19 protein-coding genes are annotated in these 16,156 nt (G+C 30.7%); 6 read left to right on the top strand and 13 right to left on the bottom strand.

Annotation, left to right across the window (positions count from 1 at the left end; genetic code table 11):
• Window positions 1-227 precede the first annotated feature (227 nt).
• The 5 genes from ACVC08_RS11550 to ACVC08_RS11570 all read right to left on the bottom strand — a co-directional run bounded on the left by ACVC08_RS11550 (window position 228) and on the right by ACVC08_RS11570 (window position 5,718).
• A complete protein-coding gene (locus ACVC08_RS11550) occupies window positions 228-731 on the bottom strand; it encodes a GbsR/MarR family transcriptional regulator (protein WP_452597329.1) in 504 nt (167 codons plus the stop codon).
• Window positions 732-779: 48 nt separating this feature from the next.
• A complete protein-coding gene (locus ACVC08_RS11555; protein ID WP_452602139.1) occupies window positions 780-1,559 on the bottom strand; it encodes a hypothetical protein in 780 nt (259 codons plus the stop codon).
• Between the two features lie 61 nt (window positions 1,560-1,620).
• Window positions 1,621-3,651 carry a M3 family metallopeptidase gene (locus tag ACVC08_RS11560; RefSeq protein ID WP_452602140.1) on the bottom strand — a complete coding sequence of 677 codons (2,031 nt, stop codon included), beginning with the start codon at window positions 3,649-3,651 and terminating at the stop codon, window positions 1,621-1,623.
• 364 nt (window positions 3,652-4,015) lie between these two features.
• Complete coding sequence (gene purE, locus ACVC08_RS11565) at window positions 4,016-4,498, bottom strand: 5-(carboxyamino)imidazole ribonucleotide mutase (protein ID WP_452597332.1); 483 nt, start codon at window positions 4,496-4,498, stop codon at window positions 4,016-4,018.
• A 65-nt stretch (window positions 4,499-4,563) separates the two neighbouring features.
• Complete coding sequence (locus ACVC08_RS11570; protein WP_452597333.1) at window positions 4,564-5,718, bottom strand: 5-(carboxyamino)imidazole ribonucleotide synthase; 1,155 nt, start codon at window positions 5,716-5,718, stop codon at window positions 4,564-4,566.
• A gap of 126 nt (window positions 5,719-5,844) precedes the next feature.
• On the opposite strand from ACVC08_RS11570, the gene ACVC08_RS11575 reads away from it, so the two are divergent.
• From ACVC08_RS11575 to obgE, 3 genes are read left to right on the top strand one after another with little or no spacing between them, the layout of a single operon-like run.
• Complete coding sequence (locus ACVC08_RS11575) at window positions 5,845-6,954, top strand: adenylate kinase (protein ID WP_452597334.1); 1,110 nt, start codon at window positions 5,845-5,847, stop codon at window positions 6,952-6,954.
• A 10-nt stretch (window positions 6,955-6,964) separates the two neighbouring features.
• Window positions 6,965-7,195, top strand: coding sequence for a PLDc N-terminal domain-containing protein (locus ACVC08_RS11580; protein ID WP_452602141.1), 231 nt, complete (start codon window positions 6,965-6,967; stop codon window positions 7,193-7,195).
• A 59-nt stretch (window positions 7,196-7,254) separates the two neighbouring features.
• Window positions 7,255-8,253 (top strand): GTPase ObgE, encoded by a 999-nt coding sequence (obgE, locus tag ACVC08_RS11585; protein WP_452597336.1) that lies wholly within the window; start codon window positions 7,255-7,257, stop codon window positions 8,251-8,253.
• A gap of 131 nt (window positions 8,254-8,384) precedes the next feature.
• Here obgE and ACVC08_RS11590 read toward each other — a convergent pair whose 3' ends face one another.
• From ACVC08_RS11590 to ACVC08_RS11610, 5 genes are read right to left on the bottom strand one after another with little or no spacing between them, the layout of a single operon-like run.
• A complete protein-coding gene (locus ACVC08_RS11590; RefSeq protein ID WP_452597337.1) occupies window positions 8,385-9,110 on the bottom strand; it encodes a LytR/AlgR family response regulator transcription factor in 726 nt (241 codons plus the stop codon).
• Window positions 9,110-10,147, bottom strand: coding sequence for a sensor histidine kinase (locus ACVC08_RS11595; protein ID WP_452602142.1), 1,038 nt, complete (start codon window positions 10,145-10,147; stop codon window positions 9,110-9,112). The genes ACVC08_RS11590 and ACVC08_RS11595 overlap by 1 nt, the downstream gene beginning before the upstream one ends.
• A gap of 13 nt (window positions 10,148-10,160) precedes the next feature.
• A complete protein-coding gene (locus ACVC08_RS11600; RefSeq protein ID WP_452602143.1) occupies window positions 10,161-10,619 on the bottom strand; it encodes a hypothetical protein in 459 nt (152 codons plus the stop codon).
• Between the two features lie 39 nt (window positions 10,620-10,658).
• Entirely contained in the window at window positions 10,659-11,006 is a 348-nt protein-coding gene (locus tag ACVC08_RS11605; protein ID WP_452597340.1) for an SdpI family protein, read from the bottom strand.
• A 10-nt stretch (window positions 11,007-11,016) separates the two neighbouring features.
• Complete coding sequence (locus ACVC08_RS11610; RefSeq protein WP_452602144.1) at window positions 11,017-12,126, bottom strand: alpha/beta hydrolase family protein; 1,110 nt, start codon at window positions 12,124-12,126, stop codon at window positions 11,017-11,019.
• Between the two features lie 132 nt (window positions 12,127-12,258).
• On the opposite strand from ACVC08_RS11610, the gene ACVC08_RS11615 reads away from it, so the two are divergent.
• On the top strand, window positions 12,259-12,780 hold the full coding sequence (locus tag ACVC08_RS11615) for a DUF4136 domain-containing protein (RefSeq protein ID WP_452602145.1): 522 nt from the start codon (window positions 12,259-12,261) through the stop codon (window positions 12,778-12,780).
• A 120-nt stretch (window positions 12,781-12,900) separates the two neighbouring features.
• Here the strand turns inward: ACVC08_RS11615 and ACVC08_RS11620 are convergent, their stop codons facing one another.
• The 3 genes from ACVC08_RS11620 to ACVC08_RS11630 form a co-directional block, all read right to left on the bottom strand.
• A complete protein-coding gene (locus ACVC08_RS11620) occupies window positions 12,901-13,809 on the bottom strand; it encodes an IS3 family transposase (protein WP_452602207.1) in 909 nt (302 codons plus the stop codon).
• Window positions 13,737-14,114, bottom strand: coding sequence for a helix-turn-helix domain-containing protein (locus ACVC08_RS11625; RefSeq protein WP_452602146.1), 378 nt, complete (start codon window positions 14,112-14,114; stop codon window positions 13,737-13,739). The genes ACVC08_RS11620 and ACVC08_RS11625 overlap by 73 nt, the downstream gene beginning before the upstream one ends.
• Before the next feature lie 204 nt (window positions 14,115-14,318).
• The gene (locus ACVC08_RS11630) at window positions 14,319-14,690 is read right to left on the bottom strand and encodes a DoxX family membrane protein (RefSeq protein ID WP_452602147.1); all 372 of its coding nucleotides are present in this window, start codon (window positions 14,688-14,690) and stop codon (window positions 14,319-14,321) included.
• Window positions 14,691-14,960: 270 nt separating this feature from the next.
• Between ACVC08_RS11630 and ACVC08_RS11635 the strand changes: the two genes are divergently transcribed.
• Together ACVC08_RS11635 and ACVC08_RS11640 are read left to right on the top strand one after the other, a co-directional pair.
• A complete protein-coding gene (locus ACVC08_RS11635; RefSeq protein ID WP_452602148.1) occupies window positions 14,961-15,437 on the top strand; it encodes an Hsp20/alpha crystallin family protein in 477 nt (158 codons plus the stop codon).
• 113 nt (window positions 15,438-15,550) lie between these two features.
• Window positions 15,551-16,039 carry a hypothetical protein gene (locus ACVC08_RS11640; protein WP_452597345.1) on the top strand — a complete coding sequence of 163 codons (489 nt, stop codon included), beginning with the start codon at window positions 15,551-15,553 and terminating at the stop codon, window positions 16,037-16,039.
• The last annotated feature ends 117 nt before the right edge of the window (window positions 16,040-16,156 follow it).

Raw genomic sequence — 16,156 nt, forward strand, 5'->3', positions numbered from 1 at the left:
TTACTAAGGCAAAGTAGATATATATTAATTTGTTTTTAGGAAACAGAATAATAAATAAGACCGCGGAAATAAATTGTAGGAGTCCAGTTACAGCAATACCGTAAGGGCCTAATAGAAGAAATAATAGCCCAATGATATTTATGACTTTTAGTAATTTGAATGTTAGTTTCATAATTTTTGTTTTTATAAAACTTTCAGAAAATATTGAAAGTTTAATTTAAATTTTTTTATTTCAAGAGTTTAAGTAAAGATTTTGTAATCCAATTTTGCTCTTGGTTTACAATTTTGTTTACCATTGTATCTGCTGTTTCAGACAAATCATGTAATGCTTTTGTTTGTTTTATAAGTTCTTGTGTTTTTGCAGTATTATCGTTTTTAATACTAGATATTTCTTTTAACACTTTTAATACAGGTTTTATTTCTCTTCTGCTACGTTCTTTAGCAATAATTCTTGCTAGTTCTTGCACATCCTTTTCGGTAGTAAAAAACTCTTTGCGTTCCCCAGCTACTAATGTTTTTGAAACAATACCCCAATCCATTAATTGTCTTAAATTCATGCTGGTATTACCACGAGATATTTTAAGATCTTCCATAATATCTTCCATAGAAAGTGGTTTTGTTGAAATAAAAAGCAATGCTTGTATTTGAGCCATTGCTTTATTGATGCCCCAAAGACTACCTAGACTTCCCCAGGTACTTATAAATTTTTCTTTTGCTTCTTGATATTCCATACAGCAAAGGTAATTAAATATTTTAAACTTTCAATAATTATTGAAAGTTTATTTTATTTGTAAATGTATATGGTCATCATGGCGTACAGCTTTACAGCCATGAAACCTTATTTTGCCATTGTTTAGGTGCAATTCTTGTTTTAAATAGGGTTCTATAAAAATCTTTTCTGTAGCTGAGTGCGTTAGAAATTCTTTAATAATTGCTCTAGTTGCATTTTTATTAAACTGAAGCGATCTATCTATACCAAACGTTAGATATTTAGGTAAATGATATTGCCAATACCCTTTTTTTATGCAGTTTTCTGTAGTATAATTAGTCGCTTTTACATAAGCACCATAACCAGAAGAGGATGGTTTTTTGCTTGTAAGTAACCCAGTGTTGTCTGTATACATAAAAGCAATATCTATTTTTTTACCATCACTATGGCTTCTGTGTGGTAATAAAGGGAATCCATTTAAAAATGGAAAGTTTGCATCTAAATAAGTAATTTGTATTTGTTTTTTTGAAAGTGTTTTTGCAGATTCTTTTAAAACTGTGTGTAGATTTTTAGCTACATATTTCCTAAATAATAAAGGATAGATAATATTTACAGGTTTTATATCATCATTAAACATAGGGAGTTTTTCTCTTCCAAATACAGACGCTATTGGTGATATTATTAAAAGGTTACACATTAAATATATAATAGGGAAGGTGTAGCGTTTTTTTTGTTTTAACTTATAAGAAATAATTACAGCTAAAAACCATAGTATTCCTCCAACTTGTGTAAATACAGTTAATACTGTAAAACAAACAATATGGAAGAATACTATTTTAGTTTTTATCATATATGCTTAAACATATATAGAATAAAATTATTGTGTAGTTAATACTGTGCTTTATAAAAACTTATTTAATAAGCCCAGCACGTTTTAATAAGGCTTCAGGTTTTGGTTCTTGGCCTCTAAAACGTTTATATAAAACCATTGGGTTTTCTGTACCGCCTTGCGATAATATATGGTCTTTAAATTTTGTAGCAATAGTTTTATTAAAAATACCTTCTTGCTTAAAATAATCAAAAGCATCTGCATCTAAAACTTCTGCCCATTTATAGCTATAATATCCAGACGAGTAACCGCCTTGAAATATATGAGAGAAAAGTGTACTCATACAACTTGTTGGAGTGTCTGGGAATAAATTAGTGTTTTTAAATGCTTCTTTTTCATGCATTTTAACATCTTTAATTTCTGAAGGGTTTATGCCATGCCATGCCATATCTAATAGCCCAAAACTTACTTGTCTTAATGTTTGCATTCCTTCATGAAAAGATGCAGACTCTTTAATTTTATTTACTAATTCCATAGGAATCACTTCGTCGGTTTTATAGTGTTTAGCAAATAACTCTAAAGCTTCTTTTTCAAAACACCAATTTTCTAAAACTTGACTTGGTAGCTCTACAAAATCCCAAAATACATTTGTTCCCGATAAGCTTGGGTAAGTAGTATTTGCTAGCATACCGTGAAGTGCATGACCAAATTCATGGAATAGGGTAGTAACTTCTCCAAACGATAATAACGAAGGTTTACTTTTTGTTGGTTTAGTAAAATTGCAAACAATAGAAATATGAGGTCTTTCGTTAATTCCATTTTCTATATATTGGTGTTTATAGGTCGTCATCCATGCACCATTACGTTTGCCTTCTCTAGGAAAAAAATCTGCGTATAGGATAGAAACTAACTTACCATCTTCGTTAGTAACTTTATAAGTTAAAACATCATCATGATACTTATCTATATCGTTAATGGTTTCAAAAGATAATCCAAATAATTTGTTAGCAACAGTAAAAGCGCCGTCTATAACATTTTCTAATTTAAAATAAGGTTTAAGTTGCTCATCGTCTAAATTAAATAACTTCTGTTTTAGTTTTTCAGAGTAATATGCAGAATCCCATTTTTGTAAAGCTTCAATACCATCTAGCTCTTTAGCAAATTGCTCTAAGTTTTTAAACTCTCTTTCTGCAGCTGGTTTTGCTTTTTCTAATAAATCATTTAAAAAGTGTGTTACTTTTTCTGGTGTTTCTGCCATTCGTTCTTGTAAAACAAAATGCGCATGTGTTTTATAACCTAATAGTTGGGCGCGCTGGTAACGTAACTTTATTATATCTAAAATAATAGATGTATTATTAAAGTCATTATTTTTAAAAGCTCTGCTACCAGAGGCCATAGATAGTTTTTTTCTTAAGTCTCTATTGTCAGCATAAGTCATAAAAGGCATATAGCTTGGATGGTCTAAAGTAATTAACCAGCCCTTTTTATTTTTGCTTTCTGCTAAAATTTTTGCGGCTTCTTTTGCACCTTCTGGTAAACCAGATAAATCAGATTCGTCTGTAAGATGCAACTCATAATCATTGGTTTCGGCTAAAACATTTTCTCCAAATTTAAGGGTGAGTTTAGATAGCTTTTTATCTATGTCTCTTAGTTTTAACTTATCTTCATCATTTAAGTTAGCACCGTTTCTTGAAAAGTTTTTATAATTTTTATCTAATAGAGTCGCCTGTTCGGTAGTAAGTTTTAAAGAAGCTTTACTATCATAAACAGTTTTTACACGTTTAAAGAGCGTTTCGTTTAATTTAATATCGTTAGAAAACTCAGATATTAAAGGAGAGATTTCTTGAGCAATTCTTTGAATTTCGTCATTAGTTTCGGCAGAATTAAGATTAAAAAAGAGACTTGTTACACGATTATATTGTTTTCCACAAAAATCAAGTGCCTCAATAGTGTTCTCAAAAGTTGGAGCCTCTGGGTTTTCTGTAATGGCGTTTATTTCTGCTTTAGTATCTTTAATTAATTGAATGATAGCGGGTTTAAAGTCTTCATTTTTTATTTCTGAAAACGGAGCGGTATTATATTTAGATTGAAAAAGATTAACCAAATTTTTCATAATGAATGTTAAATTTTAATTTTTTTTTATAAAAAATGTAAATTAATTAGCAACAGATAATTAATTTCATTAATTTTGACTCGATTTTTTCTTGTGAGCTGGTTACTCACTTAAAAATTATTGATTAATAGCGATGAAAAGCCTCAACACCTGTTGGGGCTTTTTTTTTATAAGCTATTTTTTGCTTTTTATCGGTTATAAAGCACTTTTAGTCGAATTTTTAATTTTTTTTGATCTCTTACATCTCATTTAGTATGATTTTACTGACATTTGCTGTAAGTTTTTTTGTTGTGGGCATTTAGCTCATATATAGAAGATTAATAGCGACTAAAAGCCCTGGAGACAGGGCTTTTTTGATTTATCACTATTTTAAATCTTTAGCAGCGTTTTCCACTTTAAGTTTTAAGCCTTCTTTATAGGCTATTATTTTGTCTAATACACAAGTATCGCTAGTTCCTATAATTTGTGCAGCTAATATTCCTGCGTTTTTAGCACCATTAAGAGCAACTGTAGCAACAGGAACACCTCCTGGCATTTGTAAAATGGATAGTACAGAGTCCCAACCATCTATAGAGTTACTACTTTTTACAGGAACACCAATAACAGGTAAAGGCGATAACGATGCCACCATACCTGGTAAATGTGCGGCTCCTCCTGCACCAGCAACAATAACAGAGATGCCTCTTGTATGGGCATTTTTACTGTAATCGAATAATTTTTCTGGAGTACGATGCGCAGATACTATATCTACTTCGACCTCAATATCAAATCCTTTTAAAATATCTATAGCATCTTGCATTACAGGAAGATCACTAATGCTCCCCATGATTACGCCTACTTTACTCATTTGTTGTGTGTTTATGTTTTTTATAATTGCTAATAAAGGTGGAGTTCGAAAGTATGAAAAAGTCCTTATTCCGAAATAACTTTTATTGTCTTTTTAACATTTTCGGCAATTTGCCTTGCTGTATTTAAATCTTCATGAACTATAGTTACATGCCCCATTTTACGAAAAGGGCGTGTTACCTTTTTTCCGTAAATGTGTGGTGTAACACCATCCATTTGCATAATAGTGTCTATGTTTTTATAGATAACATTACCTGTGTAACCTTCTGCTCCAACCAAATTTACCATAACACCTCCAACTTTACTATCTGTTCTTCCTAATGGTAAATTTAAAATGGCACGTAAATGTTGCTCGAATTGAGAAGTATAACTAGCTTCTATGGTTTGGTGTCCAGAATTGTGGGGTCTTGGTGCTACTTCGTTTATTAAAATGTTATCCTCTTGTGTTTGAAATAATTCTACAGCTAATAAACCAACATGGTTAAAGGCTTTAGAAACATTTAAGGCTACCTCTTGTGCTTTTTTAGCAACAATTTCCGATACTCTTCCTGGGCAAATAACATATTCTACTTGGTTGGCTTCTGGATGAAATTCCATTTCTACTACTGGATAGGTTTTTACTTCTCCATCTGGCGTTCTAGAAACTATAACCGCTAGTTCATTTTTAAAATCTACTAGCTGTTCTGCAATACATTCTCCTTTTGGAAGCCCTTTTAAATCGTCTAGCGTTCGTATAATTTTTACACCATTACCATCATAACCAAATTGAGCACTTTTCCATACAAAAGGCAGAGTTAAACCTCCGTTTATAACTGCATCTTCAATCTCTGAAGCATAAGCAAAACGAGAAAATGAGGAAGTTGGTAAATTATTATCAACGTAAAATAATTTTTGAGCGGCTTTATTCTGGATAATTCTTAAATTACTAGATGAAGGATACACTTTAATCCCTTCTTTTTCTAAAGCCTCTAAAGCATCTACGTTAACATTTTCAATCTCAAAGGTTAAAATGTCTACCTGTTTTCCGAAGTTAAAAACGGTATCGTAATCCATTAAATCACCTTTAGTAAACACGTTACAAGCAATTTTACATGGCGCTTCGTCGCTAGGGTCTAAAACATGGGTTTTAATATCAAATTTTCGTGTTTCGTTTAGGAGCATTTTTCCTAATTGGCCGCCTCCAAGGATACCTAATTTAAAATGGGATGAGAAGTAGTTCATTTTATGTGTTGAAATTAGTGGTACAAAAATACATTTTAAAACCCAAATTAGTAATAAAATGCTAAGGTAAAAATCGTATATCTTTTAACAAATCCGTATCTTTGCCTCTTTCATAAAACCAAAGTAATGATTAAGCTTCACGACAAATATTTTAAGCCTTTTATTTCTGCCAAAGAAATTGAAGATGCGGTTACGCAAATGGCAAACGATGTAGCAAACGATTTAGGAGATGAAATTCCTGTTTTTATTGGGATTTTAAATGGGTCATTTATGTTGGTGAGCGATTTTGTGAAAAAATACCCAAAACCTTGTGAGGTTACCTTTATTAAACTGGCTTCTTACGAAGGCGTTAAATCGTCTGAAGATATCCAAAGACTTATTGGATTAACACAAAATTTAACAGGGCGAACGGTTGTTATTTTAGAAGATATTATTGATACAGGTAATACCTTGCACGAAGTGCATAGAATATTTAAAAATGAAGGTGTAAAACAGCTATTAATTGCCACTTTATTTTATAAACCAGAGGCTTACAAAAAAGATTTTAAATTACATTATGTTGGTAAAGAGATTCCTAATAAGTTTATTGTAGGCTACGGTCTAGATTACGATGGCTTAGGAAGAGATTTACCAGAAGTATACCAATTAAAAACAACACAACACATGACTAATATTGTATTATTTGGTCCTCCGGGAGCAGGTAAAGGAACCCAAGCTAATTTTTTAAAAGAAAAATATAATCTAGTACACATTTCTACAGGAGATGTTTTTAGATACAATATAAAGAACGAAACAGCTTTAGGAACATTAGCAAAATCTTATATAGATAAAGGACAGTTAGTGCCAGATCAAGTAACAATAGATATGCTTGAAGCAGAGGTAGAAAAAAATGCAGATGCTAAAGGCTTTATTTTTGATGGATTTCCACGTACTAATGCACAAGCTGAGGCTTTAGACCAATTAATGCAAAGTAAAGACTCTCAAATTGATGCTATGATTGCATTAGAGGTGGAAGATGAAGTATTAGTAGAACGTTTACTAGAGAGAGGAAAATCTAGCGGAAGAGCTGATGATGCAAATGAAGCTGTAATTAGAGATAGAATAACAGAATATTATAAAAAAACTGCAATACTAAAAGAGTTTTACGCAGAACAAAATAAATATTACGGTGTAGATGGTATTGGTACTATTGAAGCCATTACAGAGCGTTTATGCAACGCCATAGATAATTTGTAATATAACTATTATGGAAGTATTAGAAGTTCCTTTAGGGATAATAGGCCCATTTCAAATTATACTTATACTTATCGTTATATTGTTTTTAGTTTTATTGCCAATAATAACAATTATTGATATTGTGAAGCATAATTTTAAAAATAATGATAAGTTAATTTGGGTTTTAGTAACATTATTGTTGCCCTTTTTAGGCCCGTTATTATACTTTATAATAGGAAGAAAATCTAGGCTAAAAAACTAGTAAAAAATAACCGTAAGGGATAATGAGGTTTTTGTTACCACTTACATTTTAAATTGATTATGACTGAAGGGAATTTTGTTGATTATGTAAAAATGCACGTTACTTCTGGAAACGGAGGTAAAGGTTCTACGCACTTACATCGCGAAAAGTATATTGCAAAAGGTGGACCAGATGGAGGAGATGGTGGTCGTGGAGGACACGTTATTATTAGAGGAAACTCTAACCTTTGGACATTATTACACTTAAAATTTAAACGTCACATTCGTGCTGGTCATGGTGCTCATGGAAGTAGTGGGCGTAGTACAGGTGCAGATGGAGAAGATGTATATATAGAAGTGCCTTTAGGAACGGTTGTTAGAGATACAGAAACAAATAATGTACTTTTCGAGATAACAAACAATGACGAAGAAGTTATTATTGCAGAAGGAGGAAAAGGAGGGCGAGGAAACTGGCACTTTAAAAGCTCTACGAACCAAACACCACGTTATGCACAACCTGGTATTCCTTTAGAAGAAAAAGATATTACTTTAGAGCTAAAGGTTCTTGCCGATGTTGGTTTAGTAGGGTTTCCAAATGCGGGGAAGTCTACATTATTATCTGTAGTAAGCTCTGCAAAACCTAAAATTGCAGATTATGAGTTTACCACTTTAAAACCTAATTTAGGGATTGTAAAATATCGAGATTACCAAACCTTCGTCATGGCCGATATTCCTGGTATTATTGAAGGTGCGGCAGAAGGTAAAGGTCTTGGACATTATTTTTTAAGACATATAGAACGTAACTCTATTTTATTGTTTATGATTCCTGCAGACGCAAAGGACATTAAAGAACAATACGATATTTTATTAGATGAATTACGTCGCTACAATCCAGAAATGCTAGATAAGGAGCGTATTATAGCTATATCTAAATGCGACATGTTGGACGACGAGTTAAAAGCTGAGCTAAAAGTAGAGATGGATAACGAATTACCAATTCCGTATTTCTTTATATCGTCTGTAGCACAACAAGGTATTACAGAGCTTAAAGATGCGCTATGGAAGTTGTTAAATGATTAAGGCATTCCTGCGAAGGCAGGAATCTTCTTGAATGATGAGTTACGATTAACGATTTTTTGATTTAAGAGTTTACTTACTCTAGAGAGACTCAAGCTTTAAATAATTGGAGTCCTGCCTGCGTAGGAATTTGGTTAAAACTCTAAGTCCTGTTTAAATTTTTGAGATTGACGTCTAGAAACTTCAACATCTATAGCATTTATTAAAGTCATTTTTAATTTACCATTAAACCATGGGGTAACATTTTTAATGGCTTTTAAATTAATTATCTGCTGTCTGTTTACTCTAAAAAAATCGTACTCTGGTAACTTAGTTTCTATTTGATTAAGTGACTTATATATAAGTGGTTTTTTGTCTTTAAAGTAGACTCTTGTATAATTTCCTACAATTTCAAAAAGGACAATGTCTTTTAAAAAAACCATCCAGCAATGTTCTCCTTCTTTTATGAAAATTTGAGAATCGATAGTTAATTTTTTACTTTTATCGGTACTGTTTTTTTCATCTAAAGTTGGTAGTAATTTTGTTATAGTTTTAGCAAAACGTTCTTTATTTATTGGTTTTAATAAATAGTCGAATGCATTATACTCAAAAGACTTAATAGCATAGTCGTCATAAGCCGTAGTAAATATAACTATTGGTATCTCATCTAGTAATTCTAATAACTGAAATCCATCTTTTTCGGGCATGTTAATGTCTAGAAATAATAGTGCAGGATTAGTTTTGGATATTAGTTTATAGGCATCATCTACATTTTCGGCTTCTCCAATAATTTCAATTTCTGGATGGTTCTTTACTAATTCCTTTAATTCTTGCCTTGCTAGACGAGAGTCTTCAACAATTACAGCATTAATTTTTTGCATTACAGTGGTAGTTTTATGGTTGCTATAACGGTATTGTTTTCTGCTTTTAAATTAAAAGAGGCATTTGCTTTATAAAGTAAAGCGAGTCTCTTTTTTATATTTTGTATACCTACATGTGTAGAAGTGTTATTTTCTGTTAGTGTACCAGAATTACTAACAACTATTATGAGTTGTTTTTGTCTTTCAGAAATTGATAAATTAATGCTTCCGCCTTGTCTTAAACTAGAAATACCATGTTTAATAGCATTTTCAATAAGCATTTGTATAATCATAGGTGGGATTTCTACATGTAATAATGTATCGTCTACCTTAGCGCTATACTGCAAACGGTCCTCAAATTGAATTTTAGATAATTCAATATAATTATCTACCATTTCTAATTCTTCTTTTAGTGCTATAGTATCTACTTTGTTTTTGGTTAGAGAGTAACGTAGCATTTCAGACAAACGCGTTATCATATCTCTAGATTTTTCTACATCTTCTAGCATTAACCCACGAATGTTATTTAAACTGTTAAACATAAAATGCGGGTTGATTTGGCCTTTCAGCGTATTTAATTCAGAATCTTTTAAAGCGGTTTCTAATTGTAAGTTTTTAATTTGATTACTTCTATATTGTCGGGTTAACTTTATTGAAAGATAAAGTACTAACCAGAAAAACATAAATATAAAAGCATTAATTATAGAGCTAAGAACTAATAGAGAAGATACCGTAATATTAGTTTCATTTAACAAGTTTCCAAGAGGAATAGCTAAAAACATTGAACTCGAGAAAAGTAACGATGTGCCTATGTAACCTATTACAATATGTTTCCACTCTTTTGTATTAAACGTATTAAAGGTTATGTTATGTTTTAAGTAGCTCCTTAATAAGGAAGATGTTATAATCCCAGATATAATAAGTAGCAAAGTTTCTGCTGTAACATAAATGTTATTTAATTTAGGGCTACTATATTTTGCAGATGCATTAATAACTATAGGAGCGCCCCAACCTAAAAGTTGTAAAACCCAAAATAGAATGGTATTAGAGATTTTCATATAAATTTTAAAGTTACAGTTTTTCTGTTTTTAAACTGTTTAGAATATTATAGATTTTCTCGAAATCTTCAGTACCTACAAAAAAGGTTTTAGTCTTAGATTTTATTTTAATAGCATGTCCAATTTTTACATTATATAACCAACCATGTGGTGTTAACCTAATGCCTATACCGTATAAAGCTGGTACTTTAATTTTTTCTATCGAAGCATAATTTATATCCTTAATATTCAATTCTTTTTTTATAATACCTATTCCAAGCTTGGCTGTAATAGTGTTTTTAGTAATTATAATGGTTAGTTTATAAAATGATAGTAAGGCAAACAAAAATATAAGAGAGATAAAGCAAAGAACTGGCCAAGGTATAGGGTTTGTTCCTGCTTGAAAAACAAAGGCAGCAATTGTAGAAAGTAATACAATACTTAAAATAACAATAAGTAATTTACCATATTGGGTATGTTTATAAAGTATCATAGTTTTAAAGGATAAGGCTGTATTAGAATTTTTGATTGGTTATTTAAATCTTTTTTTTAGTTGAGTTTCTGTATTGTAAAGTAATATAATTAAACATAATGTAGTAAGAATAATAGCGCTATAAATGCCTGTAGATTTTTCTACAGGTATTAGTATAGATAAAAGCCCTATTGCTATTAAAAATAAACCACAAAACAAAAGTTGTTTAGAGGAGTATTTTTGAGCAAAATCCCAACGTTCTTGGCTTTTCATTGACGCTTTTGTTCTATAACCATAAATATAATTTATTTTTTTTGGAGGAAATTTCATGGTTATTAAGGCCGCAATAACAAATGGCAAACCCGTAATAATTGTTATAAATAAAAAGGTATTATCTGTCCAGTTCATAATTATAAGTTTAAAAGCGTTTATTAATCCAATCTGTTATTAACTTTAAAGAAGCGGGAGCATGTGTTTCTTCAATAGTTCCGTATTCTTGTATACTACCAGTATTCGCCGTTTGCATTAAGTGGTTTAAACCCGCTATTTCTTTTATAGTATAATCTTTATTACCAGCAGCTTCTAGCCCTTTTCTAATGCCTTCTAAATTAAGTTTAGGTAGCACTTGAATGTCTTTACTACCATTTATAGCTAAAACAGGGCAAGTTGTTTTAGATAAAAAATCGTGAGGTTCGCTTCTAATAAAATACATTAACCATTTAGAGTTTAATATGCTTAATTGTTGGTTAATCATTTGTGGTGTTATCATAGGCGCTAACATCGATTCAGGGTTATTAGCTTTATAATCGTTAAGCCCTTTGGTTATAACGTCTGTAATTTTAGCATTGTCTTTATATGTTAAGATGGCTTCATATATAATAGATGTTAGCTTTTCGTTTTCATTTAATTGAGCTTTGGGTATACCTTGTAATTCGGCTGCTTTTCTAGATTGCGTTTCTAAAACGGTAGCACCATTAACACCTGTTCCTGCAATTAATACAGCAAAAGCAACATCTTTAGTGTTAGATGCAACCATTGGAGCAATAAGGCCGCCTTCGCTATGGCCAATTAATCCTATTTTTGAAGGATCTATATCGTCTCTAGTTTTTAAATAAGCAATAGCAGCTTCAACATCTGTTGCAAAATCGGCAGAAGTGGCCGTGCCATGATTGCCTTCACTTTCAGCAGTTCCTCTGTCATCATAACGTAACACAGCAATGCCATGCCTTGTTAAATAATCTGAAAGGACTAAAAAAGGTCTGTGGTTAAAAGCTTTTAAATTAGCATCTCTGTCTTGTGCGCCTGATCCAGAAATTAAAATAGCTACAGTTGGCTTTTTCCTATTATTGGGTAGCGTTAAAGTTCCTGCCAATTTTATATTATTAGCTTTTGGATTTGTAAAATAAACAGTTTCAGATTTATAACTCAATGGTAGTTTAGGATCTTGAGGTCTTGGTGTATTTTGAGCAATAGCCGAAACTATAAAAATAAGAGAAGGAATAATAATTTTGAAAATAAAACGGATCATAACTGCTTGCTTTTTGATTGTTATACAAAAGTAGCGGACTAAAAGGTTAAAAAAGTTAAAATTATGATGAACGGTTTTCAGACTACATTAAATGGTATAATTTTCGTTATTTTTATATAAAAAGAAAATACTATGAAATATATAAAGGTCTTTATTTTAGTTTTATGTATAGTGTCTTGCGCACCTATTTATGTTAATTACGATTATGAAAAGCGTACAGATTTTTCGGCATATAGAACATATAATTTTTACGATGATATGAAAACTGGGCTAACTGGGTTAGATGAAAAACGATTGCTGTCTATTTTGGAAACAAAATTAAATAGTATGGGGTTTTCTAAATCTGAAACACCAGATTTTCTAATTGATATTGCAAGTCATGAGTTTGAAAATAATCAAAATAGCACAGTTGGGGTAGGTCTAGGTGGAGGAAGTAGAGGTGTAGGTGGTGGTGTATCTATAGGTATCCCTGTTGGGCAAGCTAAAGTAAACAGAGAAATTATTATAGAATTTGTAGACGATTCTAAAACAGGGTTATTTTGGCAAGCTAAAAGCGAAAGTGCATATAACCCAAAAGCAAAACCGCAACAACGAGAAGCTAAATTAAAAGCTATAGTAGATAAAATAATGACACAATACCCACCTAAAGGTTAAGTAACGCTTTTAATAAATATACTTATTTAAGTTATTTTTTTAGCAATAGAAGTTGTTAGTGAAAGTAAAAAGAGGCTGTCTTAAAAATGGAGTGCACCCCAAAAGTTGGACTGATTAATATTAAATTTTAGATAAATGAGCTCGATATTGTATCGGGCTCATTCCATTTAAAGCCAACGAAATTCGTTCGTTATTATAGTAACTAATATATTGTTTAATTTCCTTTTCTAGTATTTTGATGCAATTATATTTTTTCAAGTAAAATAATTCAGATTTTAGAATACCAAAAAAGTTTTCAATAATAGCATTGTCTAGGCAGTTCCCTTTTCTGGACATACTTTGTTTTATGTTATTTTCCTCCAATAATTTTTGATATTCTTTCATTTGATATTGCCAACCTTGGTCAGAATGCATCAATATTTCATTTGTATTGTGTTTTTTAAAAGCTTTTTTAAGCATCTGGATGATTTGTTTAAAATTGGGGCTTTTAGATAGTTGATAACTAATTATCTCTCTACTACATAAATCTATGATTGGGGATAAATACAATTTTTCACCATTGACCTTAAATTCTGTAATATCCGTTGCCCATTTTTGGTCTGGAAAATCAGTTTTAAATTCTCTCTGAAGAATGTTAGGAGCTATTTTCCCTTGTTTTCCTCTATATGAACGGTATTTCTTTTCTCTTACTAAAGATTTTAGCCCCATAGATTTCATTAATCTTAAAACAGTTTTGTGATTGATTAAAACCCCTTGATTTTTTAATTCCAGTGTTATTCTTCTGTAGCCATATCTGCCTTTGTGCTTATGGTAAATTTTAGATATAGATACTTTAATAGCTTTATATTTATCAGGTTTCTTATTTTCTTTTAAGTGATAATAAAAACTACTTCTCGCCATTTTCATATGATTTAACAACAATGATAAATCGTGTTCATGCCTTAGCTCATCAATGACTATCGATTTTTCCCTCGGGCTTGAGCTAAGGCATGTAGCTTTTTTAGCAAAGCAAGTTCGGCTTTTAAAGATTTATTCTCTATAAGTAACTCTTCCTCTCTGGTAAGAGGTCTCGATTTTTTATTTGGAATCTTACTCTTGCTCATTGGACTACGCCTGCCTTTAGGCTTATCTTTTAACCCTTCTAAACCTAATAATTTATAACGTTTTCTCCAATTTAAAATAACCGATTCGCTACCAATATCATACACTATGCAGGCTTGCCTTACGGAAAGATGGTCTTTGGTAATATGATTTAAGACCTTGAGTTTAAAAGCTACAGAATAACTATTGTTTTTCTTTGGTAACAAACCAACATAATAGGTCTTATATCTCATTAACCAACGTTCAAGTATTGATTTGTGTAACCCTTTTTCTTTACTAACACTTAAACATGTTTGGTGATTCCTAATGATTAAGTCGATACATTCTTTCTTAAATTCAAATGTGTATTTTAATTTTCTAGACATAAAAATACCCCCAAATTGTGTCTAACATTTTGGGGGCACTCTAAAATTAGCCTCTTTTTTATAATATAAAGCTTAATTAAGCAATCCTTTATACTTATCCCTATATCCATAAAGTACAACTATATTTAATACTAATAAAATAACAGCACCAGCACTATTTGCAGGATCTAAAGTAAGGTGGAATAATAAGGCATTTACAGATACACTCATTAAAATTAAAGCTAATAAAGCACCAAACTTATTAAAAATAAGGGCTAAACCAGCAACAATTTCTACTATAGCTACAAGCGCTAATGTTTTGGATTTCATTAAGGCTCCAAAATAGGCGCCAGCATCTCCGGTAGGAGCATCCATAGGGATAAAGCTGTAAAACTTATTAATACCGAATACTAAAACAAAGACTCCAAGTAATATTCTTAGAACCATAAAAACTTTTGAATTCATATTTATTTAATTTTGGTTAGTTATTAAATGTATGAATTTTTTTTGTGTATAATGTTATTTTTCAGTGTATTAATAGTGTTTTGGTTTTTCGATCTGTGTGGGTAATAATATGACAATTATTCATAATTCTGACAAAATTACATTTAGTAAAGGGAAGAGATTGCATAAAAATAACCTTTAACTATTTTGGTATTTTATTTGCATAATTAATACCGAAGTCTAGAAAGATTTCAATTTTGAAATAATGTTTAATTTAAAAATTTTGTAATTATGAGCAATTTAGTAAATGTTCCTAAAAACGGAAGTTTGTCAAACACTAATTCAAATACAAACTTTCCAATATTGTCTAATTGGTTTGATGATCTTTTTAATAGAGATTTACCATCTGTATTTACCTCAAATTTTAATACAGGAATAACTTTACCTAAGGTAAATATTAAAGAAACTGCCGATGCTTTTATGGTAGAAATGGCTGTTCCAGGTTTAAAAAAGTCAGATTTTCATATCGATCTTGATAATCAAGTATTATCTATTTCTACAGAGACAAAAGAAGAAAAAGAGCATAAAGAAGAAAATTATACGCGTAGAGAGTTTGGTTACTCTTCGTTTAAAAGAACTTTTAATTTACCAGAAACGGTTAATGATGAAAAAATTAATGCAAGTTATAAAGATGGTATTTTAAACATTCTTTTACCTAAAAAAGAAGAAGCTAAACAAAAACCATCTAGAACAATTAAAATTTCGTAATCGTACCCTTAAAATTTAGAGCAAATTTTAAGAAGAGGCTGTTTTTTCAGCCTCTTCTTAATAATACCTATGTTATTAAGTATTAAAAGATGTCTAACTTAAATTTTAAAACAATGAAACAGTATATTTTAATAGCTGTATTAGCTTTTGTTTGTATTAGTTGTAGTGGGCAAAAAAACAATACAGAAGAAGTAGAGATAAATACTGACGAAAAAAATATAGTAAAAGAGCCAAAAGGGACATGGAAAGTAGATAAAGAGTTTGATGAAAATGGTAATTTAATACGATACGATAGTATTTATTCTTGGTCATCTAATTCCGAACTCGATAATTTATCTTCTTTAGATAAAGATAGCTTAATGCAATCTTTTAAATCTAGATTCTATACTAATTTCTCAAAGTTTGAAAATGAAGGATTCGAGGCTGTTTTTTCTCAAGATTCGCTTTTTAGTAAGCATTTTTTTAATGATGATTTTTTTGACAGTAGCTTTGGAAAGGATTTTATGGATATAGATAAAGTGAGGGAACAAATGATAGCAAGACAAAAACAATTTTTAAAAAAATACCAGTCGCAAATTATAAAACCTGAAGCAGAGGATTAAATTAAGATGACGTTTTTAAATTTAAAAAATCGGTTTGTGTAAAGACACAAAACCGATTTTTTATTAATAATATCCTTTTTTAATTACACGAAAGTATTGTTATTTATTTTATCGTTG

The sequence above is a fragment of the Pontimicrobium sp. MEBiC06410 genome, from assembly GCF_053601615.1.

Coding starts and splice junctions, on each gene's coding strand:
- ACVC08_RS11640 (WP_452597345.1), top strand. CDS start 15,551: ATGAAACAGTATATTTTAATAGCTGTATTAGCTTTTGTTTGTATTAGT.
- purE (WP_452597332.1), bottom strand. CDS start 4,498: ATGAGTAAAGTAGGCGTAATCATGGGGAGCATTAGTGATCTTCCTGTA.
- ACVC08_RS11605 (WP_452597340.1), bottom strand. CDS start 11,006: ATGAACTGGACAGATAATACCTTTTTATTTATAACAATTATTACGGGT.
- ACVC08_RS11635 (WP_452602148.1), top strand. CDS start 14,961: ATGAGCAATTTAGTAAATGTTCCTAAAAACGGAAGTTTGTCAAACACT.
- ACVC08_RS11575 (WP_452597334.1), top strand. CDS start 5,845: ATGATTAAGCTTCACGACAAATATTTTAAGCCTTTTATTTCTGCCAAA.
- ACVC08_RS11560 (WP_452602140.1), bottom strand. CDS start 3,651: ATGAAAAATTTGGTTAATCTTTTTCAATCTAAATATAATACCGCTCCG.
- ACVC08_RS11590 (WP_452597337.1), bottom strand. CDS start 9,110: ATGCAAAAAATTAATGCTGTAATTGTTGAAGACTCTCGTCTAGCAAGG.
- ACVC08_RS11615 (WP_452602145.1), top strand. CDS start 12,259: ATGAAATATATAAAGGTCTTTATTTTAGTTTTATGTATAGTGTCTTGC.
- ACVC08_RS11570 (WP_452597333.1), bottom strand. CDS start 5,718: ATGAACTACTTCTCATCCCATTTTAAATTAGGTATCCTTGGAGGCGGC.
- ACVC08_RS11600 (WP_452602143.1), bottom strand. CDS start 10,619: ATGATACTTTATAAACATACCCAATATGGTAAATTACTTATTGTTATT.
- ACVC08_RS11630 (WP_452602147.1), bottom strand. CDS start 14,690: ATGAATTCAAAAGTTTTTATGGTTCTAAGAATATTACTTGGAGTCTTT.
- ACVC08_RS11595 (WP_452602142.1), bottom strand. CDS start 10,147: ATGAAAATCTCTAATACCATTCTATTTTGGGTTTTACAACTTTTAGGT.
- ACVC08_RS11610 (WP_452602144.1), bottom strand. CDS start 12,126: ATGATCCGTTTTATTTTCAAAATTATTATTCCTTCTCTTATTTTTATA.
- ACVC08_RS11580 (WP_452602141.1), top strand. CDS start 6,965: ATGGAAGTATTAGAAGTTCCTTTAGGGATAATAGGCCCATTTCAAATT.
- ACVC08_RS11555 (WP_452602139.1), bottom strand. CDS start 1,559: ATGATAAAAACTAAAATAGTATTCTTCCATATTGTTTGTTTTACAGTA.
- ACVC08_RS11550 (WP_452597329.1), bottom strand. CDS start 731: ATGGAATATCAAGAAGCAAAAGAAAAATTTATAAGTACCTGGGGAAGT.
- obgE (WP_452597336.1), top strand. CDS start 7,255: ATGACTGAAGGGAATTTTGTTGATTATGTAAAAATGCACGTTACTTCT.
- ACVC08_RS11625 (WP_452602146.1), bottom strand. CDS start 14,114: ATGAGATATAAGACCTATTATGTTGGTTTGTTACCAAAGAAAAACAAT.